At 62.0% G+C, this 21,814-nt stretch carries 18 protein-coding genes; 7 read left to right on the forward strand and 11 right to left on the reverse strand.

The window, feature by feature from the left end; all coding sequences use genetic code 11:
* Positions 1-75: 75 nt before the first annotated feature.
* Positions 76-2,343 carry a GumC family protein gene (locus NA8A_RS18575; protein ID WP_009451915.1) on the reverse strand — a complete coding sequence of 756 codons (2,268 nt, stop codon included), beginning with the start codon at positions 2,341-2,343 and terminating at the stop codon, positions 76-78.
* A gap of 232 nt (positions 2,344-2,575) precedes the next feature.
* On the opposite strand from NA8A_RS18575, the gene NA8A_RS18580 reads away from it, so the two are divergent.
* Complete coding sequence (locus tag NA8A_RS18580; protein WP_143087936.1) at positions 2,576-3,814, forward strand: lipopolysaccharide biosynthesis protein; 1,239 nt, start codon at positions 2,576-2,578, stop codon at positions 3,812-3,814.
* 128 nt (positions 3,815-3,942) lie between these two features.
* Here NA8A_RS18580 and NA8A_RS18585 read toward each other — a convergent pair whose 3' ends face one another.
* From NA8A_RS18585 to NA8A_RS18595, 3 genes are read right to left on the reverse strand one after another with little or no spacing between them, the layout of a single operon-like run.
* Positions 3,943-4,800, reverse strand: a complete 858-nt coding sequence (locus NA8A_RS18585) for a DUF6492 family protein (RefSeq protein WP_009451917.1) — start codon at positions 4,798-4,800, stop codon at positions 3,943-3,945.
* On the reverse strand, positions 4,800-5,579 hold the full coding sequence (locus NA8A_RS18590; protein ID WP_009451918.1) for a WecB/TagA/CpsF family glycosyltransferase: 780 nt from the start codon (positions 5,577-5,579) through the stop codon (positions 4,800-4,802). Before NA8A_RS18590 ends, NA8A_RS18585 begins: the two co-directional genes overlap by 1 nt.
* Complete coding sequence (locus NA8A_RS18595; RefSeq protein WP_009451919.1) at positions 5,576-6,748, reverse strand: glycosyltransferase family 4 protein; 1,173 nt, start codon at positions 6,746-6,748, stop codon at positions 5,576-5,578. The genes NA8A_RS18590 and NA8A_RS18595 overlap by 4 nt, the downstream gene beginning before the upstream one ends.
* 282 nt (positions 6,749-7,030) lie before the next feature.
* Here NA8A_RS18595 and NA8A_RS18600 point away from each other — a divergent pair, with 282 nt between their 5' ends.
* The 3 genes from NA8A_RS18600 (at position 7,031) to proC (ending at position 10,231) form a co-directional block, all read left to right on the forward strand.
* Positions 7,031-8,029, forward strand: a complete 999-nt coding sequence (locus tag NA8A_RS18600) for a glycosyltransferase family 2 protein (RefSeq protein ID WP_009451920.1) — start codon at positions 7,031-7,033, stop codon at positions 8,027-8,029.
* Entirely contained in the window at positions 7,998-9,317 is a 1,320-nt protein-coding gene (locus tag NA8A_RS18605; protein WP_040673050.1) for an O-antigen ligase family protein, read from the forward strand. Before NA8A_RS18600 ends, NA8A_RS18605 begins: the two co-directional genes overlap by 32 nt.
* 107 nt (positions 9,318-9,424) lie before the next feature.
* Positions 9,425-10,231 (forward strand): pyrroline-5-carboxylate reductase, encoded by an 807-nt coding sequence (gene proC / locus NA8A_RS18610; protein WP_009451922.1) that lies wholly within the window; start codon positions 9,425-9,427, stop codon positions 10,229-10,231.
* An 18-nt stretch (positions 10,232-10,249) separates the two neighbouring features.
* Here the strand turns inward: proC and NA8A_RS18615 are convergent, their stop codons facing one another.
* Positions 10,250-11,242, reverse strand: coding sequence for a class 1 fructose-bisphosphatase (locus tag NA8A_RS18615; RefSeq protein ID WP_009451923.1), 993 nt, complete (start codon positions 11,240-11,242; stop codon positions 10,250-10,252).
* Positions 11,243-11,542: 300 nt separating this feature from the next.
* Between NA8A_RS18615 and NA8A_RS18620 the strand changes: the two genes are divergently transcribed.
* Both NA8A_RS18620 and NA8A_RS18625 read left to right on the forward strand, forming a co-directional pair.
* Positions 11,543-13,405 carry a heavy metal translocating P-type ATPase gene (locus tag NA8A_RS18620; RefSeq protein ID WP_009451924.1) on the forward strand — a complete coding sequence of 621 codons (1,863 nt, stop codon included), beginning with the start codon at positions 11,543-11,545 and terminating at the stop codon, positions 13,403-13,405.
* 176 nt (positions 13,406-13,581) lie between these two features.
* Complete coding sequence (locus NA8A_RS18625) at positions 13,582-14,418, forward strand: universal stress protein (RefSeq protein WP_040673088.1); 837 nt, start codon at positions 13,582-13,584, stop codon at positions 14,416-14,418.
* An 88-nt stretch (positions 14,419-14,506) separates the two neighbouring features.
* Here NA8A_RS18625 and NA8A_RS18630 read toward each other — a convergent pair whose 3' ends face one another.
* The 5 genes from NA8A_RS18630 to NA8A_RS18650 form a co-directional block, all read right to left on the reverse strand.
* Complete coding sequence (locus tag NA8A_RS18630; protein WP_009451926.1) at positions 14,507-14,725, reverse strand: hypothetical protein; 219 nt, start codon at positions 14,723-14,725, stop codon at positions 14,507-14,509.
* Positions 14,726-14,740: 15 nt separating this feature from the next.
* On the reverse strand, positions 14,741-15,946 hold the full coding sequence (locus tag NA8A_RS18635; RefSeq protein ID WP_009451927.1) for an efflux RND transporter periplasmic adaptor subunit: 1,206 nt from the start codon (positions 15,944-15,946) through the stop codon (positions 14,741-14,743).
* 4 nt (positions 15,947-15,950) lie between these two features.
* The gene (locus tag NA8A_RS18640; protein ID WP_009451928.1) at positions 15,951-18,332 is read right to left on the reverse strand and encodes an ABC transporter permease; all 2,382 of its coding nucleotides are present in this window, start codon (positions 18,330-18,332) and stop codon (positions 15,951-15,953) included.
* A complete protein-coding gene (locus NA8A_RS18645; RefSeq protein WP_040673090.1) occupies positions 18,319-19,026 on the reverse strand; it encodes an ABC transporter ATP-binding protein in 708 nt (235 codons plus the stop codon). Before NA8A_RS18645 ends, NA8A_RS18640 begins: the two co-directional genes overlap by 14 nt.
* 110 nt (positions 19,027-19,136) lie before the next feature.
* Positions 19,137-20,102, reverse strand: coding sequence for a 1-phosphofructokinase family hexose kinase (locus NA8A_RS18650; RefSeq protein WP_009451930.1), 966 nt, complete (start codon positions 20,100-20,102; stop codon positions 19,137-19,139).
* A gap of 144 nt (positions 20,103-20,246) precedes the next feature.
* Here NA8A_RS18650 and NA8A_RS18655 point away from each other — a divergent pair, with 144 nt between their 5' ends.
* Positions 20,247-20,681: a GNAT family N-acetyltransferase gene (locus NA8A_RS18655; RefSeq protein ID WP_009451931.1), complete on the forward strand. Its 435-nt coding sequence runs from the start codon at positions 20,247-20,249 to the stop codon at positions 20,679-20,681.
* Here NA8A_RS18655 and NA8A_RS18660 read toward each other — a convergent pair whose 3' ends face one another.
* Entirely contained in the window at positions 20,682-21,809 is a 1,128-nt protein-coding gene (locus NA8A_RS18660; RefSeq protein WP_009451932.1) for an anhydro-N-acetylmuramic acid kinase, read from the reverse strand.
* Between the last annotated feature and the right edge of the window lie 5 nt (positions 21,810-21,814).

Below are 21,814 nucleotides of genomic sequence, written 5' to 3' on the forward strand. Positions count from 1 at the left end.
CGCCCTTCCGGGCGCATGGCGCTTGATCCTTTTGTCTTTCATGACGTCAGGTGAAGCCACCTGGCTGCAAAGAGTTCAGTAGCGCCCGCCAGCCGCGCGATGTCCGGCAAGCCGTTCAACGCGTTCACGCACCTCTCTCAACCGATGATGGAGCTCATCGAGCGGCATATCCGCTGCGTCCTCTTCATTTTCCATATGCCGGCGGGCATCCCTCAAGGCGGCGAGATTGGCATCGGGCTGCATCAGATCGCGATCGCGATTCCGGCTACGCGCATAAGCACCCGGCCCCTCATCGGAATGACGCTCGTCATCATAAGCGTAACGCTCGTCATAATCCGGCTCGCGGCGCTTCGGTTCAGGCTGGCGCCGTCCGCCTCTATCTCCGGGCGGAATATGTCCGCCGCCGTTGCCGGGCGGGATACGTCCGCCGCGCCGATCATTCATGGTCTCGCGCAGGCTCTGCATCGCCCCTCGCGCCGCGCCAAGACCAATGCCAGCCATGAAACCGAGCAACATGCCGGCAATGGCAATGGAAGACCGTGACGGCCCGACAGGATCGAGCGGAGGCGAAGCCTTCGAGATGATGTTGACATTGGCCGTGTTCAGCCCTTCCTGCTGGCCTGTCTCGCGGGCGCGCAGAAGCAATGCCTCATAGACCGAACGTTTGGCTGCCGCCTCACGCTCCAGTTCGCGCAAGGTCACCCGTTCGCCTTCCATATCGCCCTTTTGAACCTTGAGGCGCGCAAGCTGTGCGGCAAGGTCCTGCTCGACCTGTACGGCGCGCTGCAGCTCCACCTGGTTGGAGGCGATCACCCGACGGAGTTCGCGGGCGATCTCGTCACGCGCCCCGGAGACTTCCGCTTCCACGGACTGGCGGTCAGGATGACGTGGTCCAAGCCGAACGCCAAGGCGGCTTGCCTGCTGCTTGAGGCTCGCATACTGCGCCAGAAGTTCCGTCATGACCGGCGAAGCCACCTGCTCGGGAAGAGCCCCGCCCAGGACCTGATCGAGGTCCAGATTGCGGGCAGCGGCAGCGCGTGCATTAAGCTCGGAAGTGCGGGCACGGGCCGTGGAAAGCTGCTCGTTGAGGCGAACGATCTCATCGTCGGCGATCAGGCGGCCCTGCGCGTCAACAATGTCGTTCTTGGTCTTGAATTCGGCAATGGCGCGCTCGGCCTGTTCCACTTCGCTGCGCAATGAAACCAGGCGCTCGTTGATCTCGCGATTGGCCCGGCCTGCCGTGGCTGACTGAAGATCGCCATAGGTCTCCAGAAAAACATCGGTAACCGTGGAGGCGACAAGTGCGGACTTATCGGGCTCCTGCGTCGTCACTCCAACCGTAATGATGAAGGTTTTCGAGTTACGGCTTACATTCAGCGCTTCAGCAAGATTGTTGACCGCAATCGAATGGCGCGCTGCCGCATCCTCCTCGCCATTGCCGTTGATCAAAGCCGATATCAAGGCACGCGGGCTTGCCAGCGTGCCAAGCATGCTGCCGCCCTTGCCGTTGAATTCTGGATCGTCGGCAAGCTCGAGCCTGTCGACCACCTTCGTCAATACCGTGCCGGAGGTGATGATGCTGACCTGGTTTTCGATCAGCGCAAGCGTGGCATCGGACGGCAGACCCCCGCGCGTAAGATCGCGCTCGACGATCTGAAGGTCGCGCGGATCGAAGAGGAGATCCGTCGCGGCGTAATATCTCTTGGGCGTGGAAAGCGCCACCATCACCCCAAGGATCGCTCCCACTATCGTGGTGAAGAGGATCAGCCATTTGGCGCGAAATATCCCCGAAATGACCCGCGCCGGATCGATCAGGGGACGCCAGTGGCCATTGTCGGCACGCCGCTCGCGCGCTTGTGGCGGCAACTCGTTCCACATGCTTTTGGACGGACGGAGCGCCTCTTCCTGAGAGCTCGGACGGTCCATTACAGGCCGTGCTTCCGGCTCGGGACGAATCGTTTCGCGCCGGCGCGGGGTTGCTGAAGGTTCCGGCAATGGAAAGAGACGGTCAAGGACACGGTTTCTGAGAGACGGCTTTGCCGGTTCCTCGAAATCACGATCGGACTGTGCCACCTGCCGAGGCCGCGATCCGGCCGCACGGCGATCTGCAAGCTCCTGCTCTTCCTCGTGACGCCGCCGCTGCTCCATCCTGCGGAAGTGCGCTTCTGCCGCCTCGGCGCTTTCGCGCAGCCTGTCGTGCTCTTCTTCGGCGGAGAGCGCCAGAAGAGCCGAATCGGAGCGTCGTTGACGCGGTATTTCCCGCGCACCGCCCAATGAAAGCAGCGAGCGATTGCGCGCGCTGCGGCGTGGCCCGTTCTTTCCTGGATCTTCGGCGTCGAACATGGCGCTGGCGGCTTCCACTGATGAGCGTGAAGCGGGCGCATAAGCCCGCAGTTATGTTAATCCAAACTAAATAGGCACGGGTAACAAAAGGTTAACAAGGCTTCTGCCGAATAGATAGTCGGCGCATATATCGGAAAGACTTCCCCGGCCGGAACGGCGCATTAAACTTTGCAGTGTATGGCTCGCACGAATACGCTTTTTTGGGGGTCATGCCATTTCCATCGCCGGCTTCGTGAAAAACCAGCAAAAAGTGCTCAAGGACTATTTTGCTGCCATCAGCGGCTCCGCGGGGCGGTTGGTGTTTTCGCTTGCCTATTTCGTGTTGCTGGCGAACACGCTTTCAATTGCGGAATTCGGGCTTTTTGCGACCGCCTCGGCCGCAGGCGTCATGCTGTCGCGCATCCTCGCTCTCGGCTTTACGGCTACGCTTTACCGCATCGCCACCGTCAAGCCGCGCCTGCTTGGTACCTATGCGGCTGGTTTCATCCTGCTTGCGTTCATATCCCTGCCGCTTCTGGCGCTCGCCAGCGCCGCTATGTATCTCGTCTTCTTCGCAGCGGACATGCCATGGCTGCCTTTCGCGCTGATCGTTGCCGCCGAAGCCCTGATCTGGCGCCTCGCGGAAACAATCATCGTCGTCAACAATGGCCTCAACCGGTTCGGCCGCGCCGCAACGCTCGTCATCATCGCGACGGCCATGCGCGCGCTTGCCGCCGTGTTCTTCGCATTCGTTGCGGTGCCCAACCTCTTCAACTGGAGCCTGTTTTATCTCACCGCAAACGCCGCCTCGCTGTTGATCGCGCTCGCCTTCTTCTGCCCGCGACAGAGGTTGCGGCTGAGACCCACCCTTTACTGGCGCAGGCTTTCGGATGCGCTTTATGTCGCCGGGGCCGAAATCCTTTTCTACATACAGATGGAGCTCGACAAGCTTCTGGTGCTCGCTATCGGCGGCGCGCAGATGGCCGGCATCTACGCCATCATCATGCGTCTGGTGGATCTGACGGCGATCCCGATTCGCTCCTTCTCCATGCTGCTTGTGCAGCGGATGATGCGAGCGCCCGAAATGCTCAGCCGGATGAAGCTGCGCCTCGGTATCGAGGGCGGTGTGTTTGCCGTATCGACACTGGCGTTGCTGAGCCTTGCTCTGGTCCTGACGATCTACCCGACCTTGCTTGGACGCAATGTGGCGGAGGCCGCCCCGCTCGTAATGTTGGCGCTCGCCGTTCCCGGCTTCCGCAACCTGACGGAATACCAGGCCGAACTTCTGTTCGCACGTGGGCAAACCTTCCTGCGCGCGATCAATCTTGCACTTTTGGCAGGGGCCAAGGCGGCGCTGTTGTCATTTGCGCTTACGGCCTTCCTGGACGTGAAATCGCTCGTGCTTTCGCTGAACCTGGTCTTTGCCCTTCTCTATCTGGTATCGACCGCTCTCACCTATTGGGCATTGCGGCGACCTGCCAAGCGGGTCTGAGCGAACCCAAAGGACCAAGTCGCGATTTGGAGCGGTTCACCACTCTACGGGAACGCTGCCTCGCTGCATTCCCTTGTTTTTCCGCCTGTGTGTGGACGTCAGATCTCTCCACCGGGCCGCAAGAAGCCTCAGCCGATGAGCTTCCTGAGCGCATCCAGATTGCTGCCCGTGAAGGACTGGATGCCGATGGCCACCTGATAGGGTTCCATGCCGTCAACGAAATCATGCAGGCCGGTTTCGTCCAATCCCGGCCCCGACCAATAGACCCGGCACAGCTCACGGTCGTCATGGAAGTGGCCGACGCCATCCAGAACTTCATCGACATAACGTCCGTAAAGGATGCACTCGGAAAATTTGCGGGTAATCGCGACGGCTTCGATCCAATGCCGGTTATGAGCCGCCTCGATATGCGCGATCATCCCAAGCACAGCAGTGCGCCGCCAGGCGATCAGGGTCGTGATGTAATCATGCAGAGAAACCCGTTCAGGGGGCAGACCCAATGCAAACCCGGCATTGATGGTCCATTCCCGGTGATCGGTGCCGCTGAGACTGGCCAGCGCATTGTCGCGGCGATAAAGCCGCAACCTGTCATCGCGCCAGAACGATGCGCAATCGAACGGCTTCAGGAAGACCACGTCGGAATCGCAATAAACGAGGGCGGTTTCTTCCAGCTTTTGCGCAATTGCGATCCGACGCAGCTGCTGCACGTGCCAGCCCCGCAGCGGCGCAAGCCTTGTGCTCAACCACATATGGCGCCGAAACATGCTTGTGGGATCACGCACGGCATGAAGCCATGACGGCAGGAGATCACGCTCGTCAATGATTATCCGGTGCGGCGCTTCGAACGCACGAAAACGGGCAACGTCATGGCCGGCAACCAGAATGTAGTGCCGTGGGTTCCCTGCAACGAACCTGTCCATGGAACGGCAAAGGAGCTGACACCGCTCGAAATCGCCAGCATAGCTTGGGGTGACGATTGCAACCATCAGCGACCACGCCCGCCACGCAGACGCTGAAGCGCGACGCGCGCCAGGAACAGGGGATTGCCGACGACATAACGGCGCCACAACCGCCCCGGCTCGAGTCCGAGGCGAAAAAGCCATTCCAGCCGAAGTCGGCGCATCCAAACCGGAGCGCGCGGGACCGCACCACTCAGAAAATCGAAAAGCGCGCCCACGGCCATGGAAACAGTCGCATGGCCGGGAGCAACCGCCCGATGAATCCACATTTCCTGACGCGGCACGCCCATGGCGACCAGAAGCAAGTCCGGATGAAAAGCGGCCACTTGTTCCAAAACAGCAGATTCATCCGCAGCGCTGAAGAACCCGTCATGCAGAAAAACAACCTCATGCTGGGGAGCGAGCACCGCCAGCCTTGCCGCTGCCGCACGCCCATGTTCGGCACGCGCGCCGATGAGGCCGACCTTCAACCGCTCGCGATGGCGCACCAGGAATTGCGGCACAAAATCGGTGCCATTCAGATTGTCAGGAAACGCCTCGCCGTAGAGGAGCTTGGAAGCAATATCGACGCCCACACCATCGGCCAGCACGATAAAGTCCCTGAGGGCCAAGCGAAAATCCGGGTCGGCAGCAGCCACATTGGCATTATGCGCGTTGAGAAACGTAACCCGCGTGAATTGCCGTTCAGCAATGCGACCGGTGAGCAAGGCAATGGCCTCGTCGCGGCTGATTGCGGTGACGGCTGTTCCAAGAATGTCGCGTTCGGGAAATTCGGCAGAGGCCGCATTCTGCGGCATCGACGTCATGCGGCTTTCCTCTGGGGAGCAAAACCGGCCTTTACAAGTCCGCGCAACACAGCCTTGTCCAATGCGGCGCGCTGCGCTGCGTGGAAGGCGCTGCCGTCGGCATCGCGAGGCGCTCCAGCGGCTGACTTGACCAGGGCTTCGGCAAAGTCCTGCGGGTCATCGGCCAATATGCAATTCTCCGGCTTGTATGAAATGCCACGCAAGGCGCTGCTGGTGGCAACGGAAGGCAGCCCCTGTTCGAACGTCTCGATGGTCTTGAGCTGCACGCCGGTTCCAGCCCGGCTGATCAGCGGCACCACGCGACCGGAGCGTACAAAGGAAATGGCGTCCGGCACGCGACCGACAAACGAGACATGCGGATAGGCAGCCTGCAGCGAAGGAGGCGCATCGCCTGCTATCGCTATGGCGAAATCTTCGGGCAGGTGCGGCACCACTTCCTGCAGGAACCAGTCGAGACCGATGCGGTTTGGCGCCCAGCTCCACGTGCCGATCAAGGTCGCATCATAAACGGTATCGCGAGTAGCAGAGGCGCCGGAAGGGCCATGCGAGACCAGCGGCAGAACCGCTGAGCGTTCATCGTCGGATATGTTGAGGAGAAGACGATCCTCCTGCGACAGCGTGTAGACGAACCGGGCTTTCGAACACATGTCGTTTTCAAGCTGACGCAACAAACGTGCCTCACGGCGAAACAGGAAGCGTTCGACCGGGCTTCTGGCCGCGTTGGCGCTTTGCGCTGCCGAGAGGTGCTCGACATTGTGAGCAACATAGAGGCTCGGCTGCCCGTCGAAGACATGACGGAATGCCCCGGCAAACTGCACGGAGTTGAAGATCACACCGTCATAGGGTCCGAGCTTTTCAATGGCGGACTGAACCTCGCGCTGCGAAACCAGGCGCATCTTGGCGGAAGAGAACGTCAATCCACTTGCAAATGCAGTGGCAAGCCAGCGGAATTTCTCTGAAAGACCAGCCCCTTGCGTGCGCGGATCGAGCGCGCCCAGCACCACCGCGTTTTCCGGCAAGGCTGATTTGCGTCCTTCCCATGCGAAGCCGACAATGCTTATGCGGCATCCGGCGCGCGCAAACGCGCCAAGTATGGCCGCATTGGCAATCTCGTAGCCGCTCTTGGGCTCGCCGTCCGGCACCATGGATGTCGCAAAGATCAAATGCATGATTCACTTCCTGTGCGAACTGTTCTCGCAAAGAGCAATGAACTCTTGATTAAGCGTACGTGCATGGAAAGCACTTCGAAGCAATTAAAGCCGGCTTCCCAACGTAACGATGAAAGGTATTTAACGCGACCTTAATCGACATCGCGCCTTATGGGCGGGCTTGCAACGTCATGCGTCCTCTTGGCGCGCAATTGACACTGCAGGTTGTTGAATTTGCGCATTGTGCTTTCTGAAAAGCGATACTGGTTTTCAGACGGATGCGCTAACGAGTGTAACGCCGCCTTGACCGATCTTGCTGTGAAAAAGACCGTTTCCATCGTTGCCCGCACGCCCGACCTGAGGGCGGACACGGTGGAATGCGTCATTACGGTGCCCACCTTCAGGCGACCGCAACAGCTTCTCGATACGCTCAATTCGCTCGCTGCCCAGAAAACCCGTCGCCGCTTTGCCATCATCGTCATGGAAAATGAAGCGGAGAAGCGCGAGGGTGCGCTGACGGTCGGACCATTGTTTGCCAATGGCACCTATAACGGTCTCGTGCTCATCGCGCATCAGCGCGGCAATTGCTGCGCCTATAATGCCGGTTGGGAAACAGCGCTCGAGGAATTCCCGGGATTTCGCTATCTTGCGGTGATCGACGATGACGAGATCGCCTCGCCCGACTGGCTGGAACAGCTTTGCGCAACGGCGGAAAAACTTCAGGCAGACATCGTTGGCGGGCCTCAGGCACCCGTCTTCTCAGCGCCGCAACATGCGCGCTGGGCGACGCATCCGGTCTTCGCCCCTCCCTATGATGAAACGAAACGGGTCGGCGCGCTCTATTCGTCGGGCAATCTGATGATTTCCCGGCAGGTGCTGGAGGCGATGCCGCACCCCTTTCTCGACCTGAAATTCAATTTCATGGGCGGGGGCGATTCCGACTTCCTGAGCCGGGCCGCGCAAGACGGCTTCACCCTGGCGTGGAGCGCAGAGGCCGTGTCCCAGGAGATCGTTCCGGCACGCAGGGTCGAGCCAGACTGGATCCGAGCCAGGGCGCTTCGCAATGGCGTGATTTCCACGCTCGTTGAAAAGCGCAAACGCGCGGACGACACGCTCGGCCCGGCAAAGGTGTTTGCCAAAAGCCTCGCTCTTCTCGGTCTGTCACCCATCAGGGGGCTGCGGCGGCTCCTTGCAACGGGGTCGCTCTCCACGGCCATGTATCCGGTCTATGTCGGGCTCGGACGCGTGCTCGCCGAATTCGGCTATGCCAATGAACAGTATCGCGAACCCGAGAAGAATTGAGGCGCCGCTCGTCACGCGTCTCGTGGCGACCGGACAACCGGCTACCGTTATTGCGACGGTGATCCTCAGCGTGCTCATCATCTCATTCCGCCCCTTCCAGCCCGCCGGCGCACAGCTGCTCGGCCAGGGCGGCGACATCGTCAACCAGCTCGGCTTCGGAACGCTTGGCGCGCTTTCGCTCGCCTCGCTGTTCACGCTGACCGACCGGCGGGTGCTTTCCGCACTTCTCAGCCCCTGGTGGCTGCTGCTCTTCGGCTTCCTGTTCCTGTCGATCCTCAACACACCCGCGCCATCCGCCACCATGCGCAGTGCGGCCTTCTCCATCATCGGCATCATTTCCATGGCGGCGGTGCTGACATTGCCCCGCGATGCCGACGCATTCTCCCGCGTACTGATGGTCTCAGCCTGTGCCATCCTGGGCCTCTCCTACGCAGGGCTTGTGCTCTTTCCGAACGAGGCGATCCACCAGGGCGGCGAGGTCGAGTTTCAGCATGCCGGCCTCTGGCGTGGCGTCTTCACCCACAAGAACATCGCCGGCCCGGTGATGGCCTCCCTGTCTTTTGTCGGCATCTATCTCTGGCGGCGCGGCTGGCGCGTCAGCGGAGGAACAATCTTCATCCTCGCCATGATCTTCGTTGCGCATACCGGCTCCAAGACAACTGCAGGAACGGTTCCGCTTGCCGGACTTCTGGTGATCCTGCCCGGCATGTTCGGTCTGCGGGCCCTGGTGCCGATTGCCGTCGCCATCGCCTTCGTCGGAACGGGGGTGGCGACCCTTGGCATCGTGTTCATCGAGCCGGTGAAGGCGCTTGCGAACCATATGATGCCCGACCTGACCTATACGGGCCGTACGGCGCTCTGGGAATTCATGGGGGAGATGATCGCCCAGCACCCCTGGCGCGGCTACGGGTTCGAAAGTTTCTGGCTGACGGATGTCGTCCTGACGTCAGACCAGCCATTCGACCGCTCATGGGACATTCGCGGCATCGTTCACGGGCACAATTCCTATCTCGATCTCGCCATCGCCATGGGATTGCCGGCACTTGCCATCGCCCTGGTGACATTCGTCGTCACCCCTTTGCGCGACTATTGGCGCACACCGCTTTACCGCGAAAACGTGTTCATGGCCGATCTTTTCATGATGATCGTCACCTTCACCCTTCTGAACGGCTTTCTGGAAAGCTTCTTCTTCAGACGAGCCGATCCCGTCTGGATGTTTTTCGTGATGGCTGTCCTTGGCCTGAGGCTCACAGGGCGTTTCCGCGTGCCGAGCCGTGTCGCCCGCTGAGAGACGGCTCGGCCCTATTTCCAGGAAACATGTCCGAAATGCATGCGGCCTGTTGCAATACGTTTTCATGCGCGGCAATCCTGCGCGATCAGCAAGGGAGATTTAAAATGGGCAAGTCGGTCGTTCTCGTAGGTTGCGGCAATATGGGGTATGCGATGCTCAAAGGCTGGATCGCCTCGGGCAAGCTCGCCGCGTCCGACACCACCGTGGTGGAACCGAATGATGGGCTGCGCGAGCGGGCTGCCGCTCTCGGCGTGAACACCGCCACCAAGGCAGACGAAGTTTCTCCCAGCGCCGGCTTCATCGTTTTCGCGGTGAAGCCGCAGATCATCCGTGACATTGCGCCAGCCTATGCGAGCCACACGGGCAAGGCGACATTCATCAGCGTGGTCGCGGGCCTCGGGACTGCCGGTTTCGAGGAGATGCTGGGACGCCACGCCAGCGTGATGCGCTGCATGCCGAACACGCCGGCAGCCATCGGCAAGGGCATGATGGTGCTCTTTTCCAACCGCAACGTGACCGAAGAGGCAAAGCAATTCGCCAGCGAATTGCTTGCAACGAGCGGCGCCATCGCGACCATCGAAAACGAGGAACTGATGGATGCGGTGACTGCGGTCTCCGGCTCCGGCCCCGCCTATGTATTTCACTTCATCGAATGCCTTACGGCAGCGGGTGAGAAAGCGGGCCTCCCCAAGGATACAGCGAAGCTTCTCGCCATGCAGACGGTCTATGGTGCGGCGAACCTTGCCAAGGAAAGCGACGAGGAACCGGGCAGGCTGCGCGAACAGGTGACCAGCCCGAACGGAACAACGGCTGCCGCCCTCAACATCCTGATGGGCGATAACCGCCTGCTCGACCTCGTCACCGAAGCTGTGGAGGCGGCGCGCAGGCGCTCCATCGAACTCGGAAAATAAGGCGCGCTATGCCGGCCCCTACAGTTGTGCGGGGTCGGCAGCCAGATAGGCGCAAAGCGTTTCGATTTCCTCGGCGGCACCGAAAAGAAGCGGCGTCTTCGCGTGCAATTCATCCGGCACAAGGTCCAGTATCGGCGTCCGACCATTCGTGGCGAGCCCACCGGCCTGTTCCATGAGGAAGGCGACGGGGACCGCCTCATAGACGAGCCGCAGATGCCCTCTGGCATAGCCCGGCCGGCCGTCGGCGGGATACATGAACGCCCCGCCCTTCAGCAGAATACGATGCAGATCGCCCACGGCGGCGGCCAGCCAGCGCATGTTGAAATCCTTGCCTCGCGGCCCTTCCCTGCCCGCAAGAAGATCGCGCACATAGCGCTGCAGCCCCTCAGGCCAATGGCGTTCGTTGGAGGCATTGTAAGCCACAGAGCGCGTGGAGGGAGAAAGCCGCAGACGCTCACGCGTCACCCGGAAATCGCCGACGGAACGGTCAAAGACGGCAATGGTAACGCCCTCGCCCAGGCTGAAACCGATATCCGTCGAGTGTCCGAACGAAGCATATCCGGCCGCAACGACCGCCCGCCCGCAACGCAGGAAGCCGCCCTCCGCGGCAGGAAGAATCGAGAAGAGCATGCCAAGCGGTGCGCCGACGCCGATATTCCCCGATCCGTCTATGGGGTCGATCGCCACGTCGAAACGCCCTTCGGCGTTGAGATGAATAACCTCTTCCGCCTCCTCGGACAGTACCTGACGGACACCAGCCCTGCGCAAAACATCGATCATGAGATCGTGGGCTTCCGCATCGAGAGCCTTTTGTTCGTCGCCGCTCTTGTTGATACCGACAACCGCTCCGGGCTCGCCTCGCAACGCCTCGGCGGACACCCTGTCGGCAAGCGGGGGCAGCGCCCGTGCCAATGCAAGCACGATGGCGGCCGCGCCATCGGCATCCTTCTGGCGCGCGAGGTAGGCCGGGAGCGGCTCATTGCCGCCCATGGGGGAGATGGTTTCAAGCATTGAAGCGTCCCGATGGAGATATCGCGCCGGCTTTAAAGCATTTCACCGTCTCGCGAAAACGACCGCAGGGAAGGATGGGGCTGTTTTCACCTGATTTATGCGGCTCAGGATCGCGCGTTCCTGCTATCCGCGCGCTTTCGCAACGCTGTGCTCATTTGCCCGCTCAATGATGCTGGACCAGCCAGCAAGGCCACTGCTACTCATTCAAGGTAAGGTGCCTGTCCTGACGGAGTGGGCGCCTTGCCGGCGGATGGGAGTCCGGCTCCGCTTCGCTGCGGAAAATCAACAGGATGGAGCGCCATGGATCGACAAGCCCGCGACTGGTTCAAAACCGCGCTTCTTGGCCTCGCACTTTGCGGCCTCCTCGCGGGACTCATACTGCATTTTTCCGGTTTCGAGCGCGCAGCCCGGCTTTGCTGGACCTTCGGGGTCGTACCTGTGCTTGCGGCGCTCATCGTGGAGATCGTCGCCAGCCTGCGGCGTGGCGAAGTGGGACTTGACATCATCGCCGCCCTGTCGATGTCCGCAGCGCTGCTTTTCGGCGAGGCCTTGGCCGCTTCGGTGGTGGCGCTGATGTATTCAGGCGGCACGTTTCTCGAGGGTTTTGCCGAAGGGCGGGCGCGGCGCGAAATGCGCGGACTTCTCGAACGCGTCCCGCGTACAGCAACGCGCTATCGGGAAGGCAAGCTTGAGGATGTGCCGCTCGACGCGCTTGCACCGGGCGACCGGCTCTTGATCCGCCAGGGTGATATCGCTCCCGTCGACGGGATCGTCGAAAGCCGGCGGGCGCTTCTCGACCAGTCCGCCCTGACCGGGGAATCCATGCCTGTGAGCCTTGCTGCCGGCAATGAGATCATGAGCGGCTCGACCAATGCCGGCGAAGCGTTCGACATGCGCGCCACGCGCCGGGCGCAGGAAAGCACCTATGCCGGCATCGTGCGGCTGGTGGAGGAGGCGCAACGCTCCAAGGCGCCCATGTCGCGTCTCGCGGACCGTTATTCGCTGCTGTTTCTCTTTATCACGGTTGTGCTTGCAAGCGGCGCATGGTGGTTCACCGGCGATCCGATCCGCGCGGTGGCCGTGCTTGTGGTGGCAACCCCTTGCCCTCTCATTCTCGCCGTACCCGTAGCGCTTGTTGCAGGCCTCTCGCGTGCAGCCCATTACGGCGTCCTCATCAAGGGCGCCAAGCCGCTCGAAACGATGGCGCAGATCAAAACCATCATCCTCGACAAGACCGGCACACTGACCAACGGCCGTCCGCAGATCGTATCGGTGGATGTGCGCAACGGCTTCAAGGAAGACGAGGTGCGCTACTTCGCGGCGGCACTGGATCAGGCTTCGAAACATCCCATGGCGCAGGCAATCGTCGCCGATGCACGCGACCGGGGAACCATCTTGCCGCCTCCGCAGGAAACGAACGAAGCGGCGGGCGAAGGCGTGATCGGCCTGGTCGACGGACGGCGGATCGTGGTTGGTGGCCCCGCCTTCGTGATGAACTCCATTGCGGCCGATCCTGTCACGGACCGGCCTATGCGCACGCCAGGTGCCGCTGTGGTGGCGGTGGCGGTGGACGGCGTTCTTGCAGGCCATCTGGTGATGGCAGACACGCTGCGCCCCGGCATGCGCACCTTTCTCGACGGTCTGCGACGCACGGGCGTCGAACGGATACTTCTTGCGACCGGAGACCGGCGCGATGTCGCCGAAACCGTTGCCCACGGACTGGGGCTCGACGCCATTCGCTCCGAGCTTACGCCCGACCAGAAGGTTCTACTGGTGCTCACCGAGCACAAGAACGGCCCGGTGATGATGGCGGGCGACGGCGTCAACGACGCGCCGGCGCTCGCAGCCGCAGATATCGGCGTCGCGATGGGGGCACGCGGGGCGGCGGCCTCCGCGGAAGCCGCCGATGTCGTTCTCCTCGTTGACGACCTCGACCGGCTGCTTCCCGGCCTTGAGGTGGCGCATGGCGCGCGGCGCATTGCATTGGAAAGCGTCGCCGCGGGCATCGGTCTCTCGGTTGCCGGCATGGTGGCTGCCGCAGTCGGCTATCTCACCCCCGTGCAAGGCGCCGTGCTTCAGGAAGTGATCGATGTCGCGGTCATTCTGAATGCCTTGCGCGCCTTGCGCATCCGCCCATCCGGCAGCCTGCAAGCGCCCCACTGACTTGATCCAGCGCAAGGCGGAGAGCTCGCAGCGCCCTAAACTGGATGTGTCTTTGCCCGACATGGAGCAATTCCGGCAGGCTTCGTTTTGCCTGAATTGCACGAGATTTTTATATGGCGGCATCATTCAGAGATGGAGCAACAGCGCTCCGGCTGAAAATGCGCGAGGAGATCAAAATGAGCTTCAAGACCATTCTGAGTGTGGTCGGTGTCGAACAGTCCGATTCCGATATCAAACAGGCTATGGAACTCTGCCGCGAAAACAGCGCGCACCTAGCCGTTATGGTTCTCGCGCTCGCCGCGCCGCCGCCTATCGGCGAATATGGCGCTGCCGTTTCCGACATCTGGGCGGAGGAGCGCGAGCGGGACATGGGGATCCTTTCCGAAAGAGCGACCGCCATACGCCAGCTGGTTGCCAAGGAAGGAATATCCGCAGAGGTCAATCCCGTTTACTGCGAACAGGCATCCGCCGACGATGTGGTGGGGCTGCGTGCGCGCTATGCGGACCTTGCCCTCATCGGCCCGGAACTCGGTGCCACCCATACATTGAAGAAACTCGTTCTCGACGGATTGTTCTTCGCTGCGCAGAAGCCAGCTCTCATCGTGCCCGAAGGAGCCACGCCAAGCCTTGCGCCAAAGACGGTGGTAATTGCGTGGGATTCGGGCCTCGAAGCTTCTCGAGCCGTGAGCGAGGCACTGCCCCTTATCGGCGTGGCGGAGGATGTGCATATCGTCATGGTCGATCCGCAAGCAGGCGATGAAGGGAACGGGGCGGAACCGGGTGCTGATCTGGCTGCCTATCTCGCTCACCACGGCGCCAAGGTCACCATCGACCGGCTCCCCTCCTCCGGACATACCATTGCGGAGGTGATCGCAAGGCATGCGCGCGACAATGACGCCGATCTGCTTGTCATGGGAGCCTTCGGGCATTCGCGCCTGCGCGAGCGCATCTTCGGTGGTGTCACGCATTCGCTGACTTCGGAGCCCAGCCTGCCCACCTTCGTCGCACGCTGAGGCAGTCTGAACGCTCGATACAAGCGCACTTTGCAGTCAGGTAAACCGCCTGACTGCAAAGTGCATCGCGGGCGGCAAACTTCACCCATCACCTTTGTGAGCTTGTCTCCCAGACCCGCCAATGGGTGGGGTGAATCTCGACGGCTTCGCCGGTGACTGCATTCACCCAGCCGTCCGGCATACGCCGGCAAGGAAAGGCGAGCATCGCCTCGCCGTCCTCATTGATCACGGCAAGCTCGATATCCGCATCGAAGGGAGCGCTGGCTATCCGCTCCCATCCCGGTTCAGCACCTGCTCCATCAGGCATCGCCGATCACCTTTCTCAACCTTCCTGCCCACGCGGCGCGACCAGCGAGCCTTCCGCCAGCGTGTCGCCGGGATGCACAACCACCGTCTCCCCTTCCCCCAGCCCGGAGAGGAGTTCGGCTATCTCGTCGTTCATGTGACCGAGCGTGACCGACACTTCCCTCAACCGGTTGTCCTTCACCGCGAATACGCGCCATTCCCGGCCTGCACGGAAAAGAGCGCTGATCGGCACGCGCAGACTATCGCCGCTTTCCCAGACGACCAGCTCCGCAAACACGCGATATCCATGGCCAAGGCGAGCATCCCTGTCCTCCAGTTCGAGCACCGCATTGACGCGCTGCTCCTCGATGCCAAGCGCGGAGACCTTCGTGAAGGCTGCGGGATCGATGCGCTTGACCCGCGCGGCCAGCACCGCGCTTCCACCCCAATCGGAGACCTGAGCTCTTGCCCCCGGCGCGATCTGCACGGCATCGGAGGACAGGAGATCGACAACGACTTCCAGATCCTGCGGATCGCCGATCTCAGCGATCCGCGATCCGCTTGCCACCGCCTGCTCACTCTTGGCCAGCATCTGCAAGACGACGCCATCGACAGGAGCGTGGAGATTGACGCAACAGCCTTCCGTGCCGCGTTCGGCGGAAGTCGGTTGCATCATGCTTGCCTCGGCGCTTGCCAGCTGCGCCTTGCGCAGGTTGATTGTCGCGGTGGCCGCATCCACTTGCGCTTCCAGAAGATCGACCTCGTTCTCGGCCTTCTGCATGGAGCTTTCCGAAATGATGCCGGGACCATGCAGCTTCAGCGCACGTTCCAGCTCATCGCGGGCAAGGCGCAATGCCGTCTCCACACGGACACGTTCGATATCGGCAATGCGCACAGCCGCCTCGGCCGCATCGCGCGCTGCCAGAAGCTCGGCCTTGGTGCGCTCGTCAATCAGCGGCGGGTCGAGCGGATGAATGGAAGCAACGACCGTCCGGCCAGCCTCCACACGGTCTCCCTCCTCAAGAAGGGTGCGCGCCAGATGACCCGCAATGGGAGTGGAGATGGTGTAGACCTCGCGCACCCGCGTCACGCCTTCCTCGCGGACGCTTACCTGCATCGGGCCTCGGGAAACCTGAGCAGTGTCGACCAAAGCGGGCTCTTCGCGCAGCGCATAGACGAAGCCGCCCACGATGGCGATGGCGACGGCCGCGAGGCCCGCAGGTTTGATCCAGTTGCGGTTCATTCTGTCACTCCCGCGTCTTGAGGACCCGCACCATGTCGAGCCGGTTGACACGCTGTTGCACGAAAAGCACCGAGATCGCGGCAACGCCAAGGACCACAAGGCTTGCAACCGCGAAGGTGGATGTTTCGATGATGAAGGGAATGCGGAAGAGATCGCTCTGCGATCCCTCCACAACGAGCCAGGCAAATCCATATCCCAGCAGCCAGCCGAGCGGCTGGGCAGCCAATACGATCAGGGCGAGCTCGATCACCAGGACCGCCGATACCTCGGCGCGTGTGAAACCCAGTACACGCAGGCTCGCAAATTCGCGCGCGCGCTCGGAAAACTGGATGCGCGCCGAATTGTAGACCACCCCGAAGGTGATGATGGCCGCAAGTCCGACATAGACCGACATCATGATGGAGATGTTCTCGCCGATGGTTTCGCGAAAGCGGCTGCGGGAAATCTCCTTCAAGGCGATGCCCGCAATCGCCGGTGTCTGCTTCACTGCGCGATAAAGTGTTTCCAGCTTGCTGGAATCGGCCAAAATGTAAGCGCCTGAAATGCGCCGCCCGTCGCCAATGAGGCGGTCGAGCGCGCCAATGTCCATCACCGCGGTCAATCCGACATAGCTTTGCACGATACTGGTGACGGGCACGAAAACACTGCGACCGCCATGTTCAAGAAGACCGACTTCCACGCGATCGCCGAGCCCCAGCTTGAGAACGTCTGCAACGCGCTCGGAAACGAGCAGGCCGCGCTCCGGCAGGCGAACGGGTTGCAGATCGAGATCCAGAATCCGTTGCAGGTCGGTCTGCGCCGGCAATCCGAGGATCGACATGCGCCTTTCGTGGTTCTTGTTGCGCAGCTTGACTGCCGTTGCCCGGAAGGGTTCTGCGCGAAGGACGCCCGGCAATTTTTCCACCGACTGCAAGGCGCGCGGCGAGCGATCGTTGCCGAAGGTCAGCGTGGCATGCTGCCGCTCGGTGCGCGAAAAGACGGTATCGACCATGAAGTCGACGGAATCGAAAGAGAACAGAGCCGTCACCAGGAGTGCGACGGACAGCGAGGTGCCCAGCGTGGTGAGCGCCGAACGCGCGGGCCAGCGGAACAGGTGGCGCAATGCCATGACCGTCAGTTGCGAAAACAACAGATGCAGCAAGCGCCCACCCGCCAGAACCGAGCGATAACGGGTTGGGGCGGGCGCGCGCATGGCCACTGCGGCAGGCAAGGCGACCACACCCCAGATTGCGCGCGTTGCGCCGGCCAATGCCGCCGCAACCGTGATGCCCGCCGAAATGAGATAAAGATCCGCGTTCTGCGGGAAGATGAGAAACGGAAACGAGAAGAAACGCGCATAAAGCCGGGTCAGACCGAACCCCAGCCAGTTTCCGGCGGCAAAGCCGAGCATAACACCGCACAGGCAGATGAGCACCACGAGTTTTGCATAATGGCCGGCAATGGCCGCGCGGCCGTAACCCAGCGCCTTTAAAAGCCCGATCTGTTCGCGCTCCAGGGCGATCATCCGCGACAGGATCATGTTCACCAGGAAAGCGGAGACGAACAGGAAGATCGGCGGCACGACAATGGCCGAGGCGCGCAACTGGACCAACTCGTTGTCCAGGAACGCGTGCGACATCTGATCGGCGCGCTCATAAGCGCCTCTGCCGCCATAGGGACGGAGAAGATCGTCCAGCGCATCGATGATCTGGGCCGGTTTTGCATCGCGCCGTACGCGGAGAGCCACATCGTTGAAGGCGCCGTCCATTTCCGCGATGCCCGCAAGCACGGTCCGTGGCATGAAGAAAACACCGAAGCGGCGCTGATCGGGAACCATGTCGCCCGGTGCAAGCGCATAGATGTATTCGGGCGACAGCACGATACCCGTGACGGTCAGGGTCTGCTTGCGGCCGTCGATCAGGGCGCTGAACGTGCTGCCGGGCTCCATGCGGTGGGCTGTCGCGAAACTCTCGCTGACGGCAACCTCACCACGGCGGACAGCCGAGGGAAGACGCCCGGAGCGGATATAGAGCCGGTTGACGGCGGGTTCCCCCACATCGGGAATGGAAACGACAACGCCCGTGGCCGGCTCCGCCATGCCCTGCATGTCGAGCACGGCGGGACGCACGATGCGCAACTCGACGCCGCTCACGCCGTCCAACCCCGCAATTGCCGCGCGCAGGTTCAATGGCGCGCGCGTGACACTCGCAAAGACATGAGCGAAGCGGTAACGATCGTAAAAGGCGGATCGCGTTTCCTCCAGGGCGCGATAGGCACCGAGCGCTATGATCAGCGTGGCCACGCCGCAGGCCATGACCAGGGCAATCGCCAGCGACTGGCTCCAGATGCGTGCGAGATCGCGCAGCAGCTTGCGGTCGAGCGTGCCGAGAAAGCTACCAGGTGACATCGGCCGGCTCTATGCGGGTTTCGTTGACGCGCGTTTCGGCGATGCGCCCATCGAGGAAGGAAAACACCCGGTGGGCGATGCGCTGAATGCCCGCATTGTGCGTGATCAGGGCCGTGGTGGTTCCCAGCTCGCGATTGATGCGCGACAGCGCTTCGAGCACGAAAATGCCGGTCTTGGAATCGAGGGCGCCGGTGGGTTCGTCGCACAGGAGCACTTCGGGCTTCTTGGCGATGGCGCGGGCAATCGCGACCCGTTGCTGCTCTCCGCCCGAGAGCTGGGCGGGGAAATGCTGCATCCGCTCCTTCAAACCGACCAGCTCCAGCGCCTCACCAGGATCCATCGGATCGCGGGCGATCTCGGTGACAAGCGACACATTTTCCCAGGCGGTGAGGCTGGGGATCAGATTGTAGAACTGGAAAACGAAACCGACGTGATTGCGACGGTATCGGGTGAGCTGGCTTTCGGAGCAGGCCGTCAGCTCGAGATCGCGGAAGCGAACCGTCCCGCGCGTTGCCTGATCCAGCCCGCCCATGATGTTCAGAAATGTGGATTTACCGCTGCCGGACGGACCGAGCAGAACCGCCATCTCGCCTTCGAAAAGCTCAAGGCTGACCCCGCGCAGCGCATGCACTTCCACATCGCCGCTGCGGTAGACCTTGGTAACGTCCTGCGCTGAAAATACCGGCTTGGTCATATCCTGCTTGTTCATCGCTCCGGCTGGAATTGCTCCCGATGCGGCAGGATGAAGCAGCGATGAAGACCTCGCCTTGATACGGGTCAAATGTCGAAAGAAGCCAAGCCCGGTTACGGGATGGCCGAAAGCGCATCCTGCATCGCCACCTTGCCAAGCAGCTCGAACACATCGTCACGGCGGCACAATTCGGTGCCCGGCGTCATTACGGCGGCAGCACCCGCTGCAATGCCCAGACGAAAGGCCGCTTCCACCGCATCGCCGCGGGCAAGGGCGGTCACCATGCCGGCGACAAAGCTGTCGCCCGCCCCGACGGCGGAACGCACACGCACATGAACGGCAGGCGCGCGCAGCACACCCTTATCGCTGACGAGCAAGCCGCCATCGGCCCCCATCGTCACGGCAACGAATTCAGCGGCGCCACGCTCGACGATCTCGAGCGCCGCGTGCTTCAGCCCTTCTTCATCGAGCTTTTCGCCAACATATTGCTCCAGTTCCTCGCGGCTCGGCTTGACCATGAAGACACGCGCCTTCTCCAGCGTGGCGCGCAGCGCAGCGCCCGAAGTATCAAGGACGAACCGCGCGCCGCGCCGCGCCGCGCGCTCGGCCATCAAGGCATAGGTGTCGTCCGGCACGCCTGCGGGCAGGCTTCCGCTCGCCACCACATAGGCGGCTTCGTGGTTCTCGATGGCTTCAAGACAAGCCGCCATCTCGGCCTCATCAACGACCGGCCCTTCCGGCACGAAGCGGTATTCCAGGCCCGTGCTTTCCTCGTAAACGGTGAAACCGATGCGCGTCTGCCCCGAGATTTGAAGGGTCTGGCAGGCAATGCCCTCCTCGCGGACGAGCCGTTCCAGAAGCGCGCCGATCTCGCCACCGGCCATCAGAAGCGTTTCCGCATTGCCGCCCAGACGCCCCACCACCCTTGCCACATTGATGCCGCCACCGCCCGGATCGCGGCGCGTATGCGAGACACGCACCTTGCGCGTGGGCCGCACGACCTCCGTGCGGCTTGAATAGTCGACAGCCGGGTTGAGGACGATGGTCAGAATCCGAGCGCCGCGAACATCTTCCTGCATCCAGTCCTCCCCATGGCAATCAAATCACACATATCTTGATTACGACGCCCCCATCGCCAGCGGCAAGTCCGGACTCCGGTTTGCGGTGGCAGAGCACATGCTTATCTGCGATATGCGAGTTGGCTCACCAATGGATATCACCGCATGGCTTTCACCCTGGAAAAAACCGCTGCGCCCATGGCGCGGGATCTCGACTTCCTGCAACGCAGCCTTTCCGATTTCAACGACAGCGATGTCGGGGCTTCAGGCAAGATGCCGCTGGCGATCTTCGTGCGTGACGACGAGGGCACGGTGCTTGCCGGCCTTTCCGGCTACACCGCCTGGGGCTGGCTTTATGTCCAGTGGCTCTTCGTGTCGCAGGCGCTGCGTGGGGAAGGCATGGCGGGCCGTATGCTCGAGGAAGCCGAGGCGGAGGCGATCACCCGCGGCTGCCACGGCGCCTTCATCGACACGTTCAACCCGCAGGCGCTGAAAGCCTATATGCGGCAGGGCTACGAACCCTTCGGAGCACTTGCCGATTTTCCCGAGGGCCGCAGCCGGACTTTCCTCCAGAAAAAGCTTGCAGGGCGCGCGGAATAATCAGTCCGCAACCCTGCCGCCGCGCAAAGCCTCGGGTGCCCCCGTCGTGGTGGGAAAGCTGATCGGCATGCCGCGCAGCACGCGAACCGCGAGAAAGGCGAAACATTCCGCCTCGATCGCATCGCCGCGCCAGCCAACGGTTTCCGCCGGCACTGCCTCGACACCGGCGCGCTTCCCCAGCATCTTCATGATCGCCGGATTATGGCGACCGCCGCCGCAGACGATGAGGCGGCGCGGACGGTGTGGCAGAAGATCCAGCGCCTTGCCCACGGCGGAAGCCGTAAACGCCGTCAGCGTGGCGGCACCGGTCAATGCGTCCAACCCATCGGCCATGGAGGCGCCAAAATCAAAACGGTCGAGCGATTTCGGATAGGGTGCGGAAAGATAGGGATGCTTCAGGAGTTCAACGAGGCGGGCCTCGTCGACGCTGCCGGCAAGCGCCATCGCGCCGTCGCGATCCATCTCGCCGAGCCCGAGGCTTTTCACGAAATCGTTGATCGGCGCATTGGCGGGGCCGGTATCGAAGGCAATGACGCCGTCCGCGCCATCCCACCAGGTGATGTTGGCGACACCGCCGAGATTGAGCACTGCCGTCTCGCCGCTGCGATCCACGTCACGCAGAAGGGCGGCGTGATAGGCCGCTGAAAGCGGCGCGCCCTGACCGCCAGCCCGCATGTCCGCGGAGCGGAAATCATAGGCAATTTTGCAGCCCAAAAGCGCATGCATCAACGCTCCATCGCCGAGCTGGCGGGTCTCGCCGATGCGCCCCTTCTGCGGGGCGCGGTGAAGCACCGTCTGACCGTGGAAACCGACGATGCCGATATCCTGCATGTTCAGGCCCGCGCTCTCCACCAGATCGCGGACGGCCTGCGACTGGGCGCGCGTGAGAACCTCTTCGGCCTCACGAAATATAGCCGGCTCATCTCCCTCGAAATTCCATTCGCGCGCCTCCTGCAATGTCTCTTCCAGGAGATCCCGGGTGGAGCGAGGATAAGGTGCCAGCGTGTACTTGCCGAAGCTTTCGATGCGTTCGCCGTCGGTTTTCAGGAGCGCCACATCGATATTGCCGTCGAGGACGGTTCCGGTCATCAGGCCAACGGCCCAGATCGGTTCGAAAGTCTGTCCCATGATGT

The sequence above is a fragment of the Nitratireductor indicus C115 genome, from assembly GCF_000300515.1.
In the GTDB taxonomy this organism is placed as follows: domain Bacteria; phylum Pseudomonadota; class Alphaproteobacteria; order Rhizobiales; family Rhizobiaceae; genus Nitratireductor; species Nitratireductor indicus.

Bases quoted from the DNA above. Each gene is read 5' to 3' on its own strand.
- NA8A_RS18655 (WP_009451931.1), top strand. From the start codon at position 20,247: ATGGCTTTCACCCTGGAAAAAACCGCTGCGCCCATGGCGCGGGATCTC.
- NA8A_RS18575 (WP_009451915.1), bottom strand. From the start codon at position 2,343: ATGTTCGACGCCGAAGATCCAGGAAAGAACGGGCCACGCCGCAGCGCG.
- NA8A_RS18625 (WP_040673088.1), top strand. From the start codon at position 13,582: ATGAGCTTCAAGACCATTCTGAGTGTGGTCGGTGTCGAACAGTCCGAT.
- NA8A_RS18645 (WP_040673090.1), bottom strand. From the start codon at position 19,026: ATGACCAAGCCGGTATTTTCAGCGCAGGACGTTACCAAGGTCTACCGC.
- NA8A_RS18605 (WP_040673050.1), top strand. From the start codon at position 7,998: ATGAACAGTATCGCGAACCCGAGAAGAATTGAGGCGCCGCTCGTCACG.
- NA8A_RS18590 (WP_009451918.1), bottom strand. From the start codon at position 5,579: ATGACGTCGATGCCGCAGAATGCGGCCTCTGCCGAATTTCCCGAACGC.
- NA8A_RS18660 (WP_009451932.1), bottom strand. From the start codon at position 21,809: ATGGGACAGACTTTCGAACCGATCTGGGCCGTTGGCCTGATGACCGGA.
- NA8A_RS18620 (WP_009451924.1), top strand. From the start codon at position 11,543: ATGGATCGACAAGCCCGCGACTGGTTCAAAACCGCGCTTCTTGGCCTC.
- NA8A_RS18630 (WP_009451926.1), bottom strand. From the start codon at position 14,725: ATGCCTGATGGAGCAGGTGCTGAACCGGGATGGGAGCGGATAGCCAGC.
- proC (WP_009451922.1), top strand. From the start codon at position 9,425: ATGGGCAAGTCGGTCGTTCTCGTAGGTTGCGGCAATATGGGGTATGCG.
- NA8A_RS18640 (WP_009451928.1), bottom strand. From the start codon at position 18,332: ATGTCACCTGGTAGCTTTCTCGGCACGCTCGACCGCAAGCTGCTGCGC.
- NA8A_RS18585 (WP_009451917.1), bottom strand. From the start codon at position 4,800: ATGGTTGCAATCGTCACCCCAAGCTATGCTGGCGATTTCGAGCGGTGT.
- NA8A_RS18615 (WP_009451923.1), bottom strand. From the start codon at position 11,242: ATGCTTGAAACCATCTCCCCCATGGGCGGCAATGAGCCGCTCCCGGCC.
- NA8A_RS18595 (WP_009451919.1), bottom strand. From the start codon at position 6,748: ATGCATTTGATCTTTGCGACATCCATGGTGCCGGACGGCGAGCCCAAG.
- NA8A_RS18650 (WP_009451930.1), bottom strand. From the start codon at position 20,102: ATGCAGGAAGATGTTCGCGGCGCTCGGATTCTGACCATCGTCCTCAAC.
- NA8A_RS18635 (WP_009451927.1), bottom strand. From the start codon at position 15,946: ATGAACCGCAACTGGATCAAACCTGCGGGCCTCGCGGCCGTCGCCATC.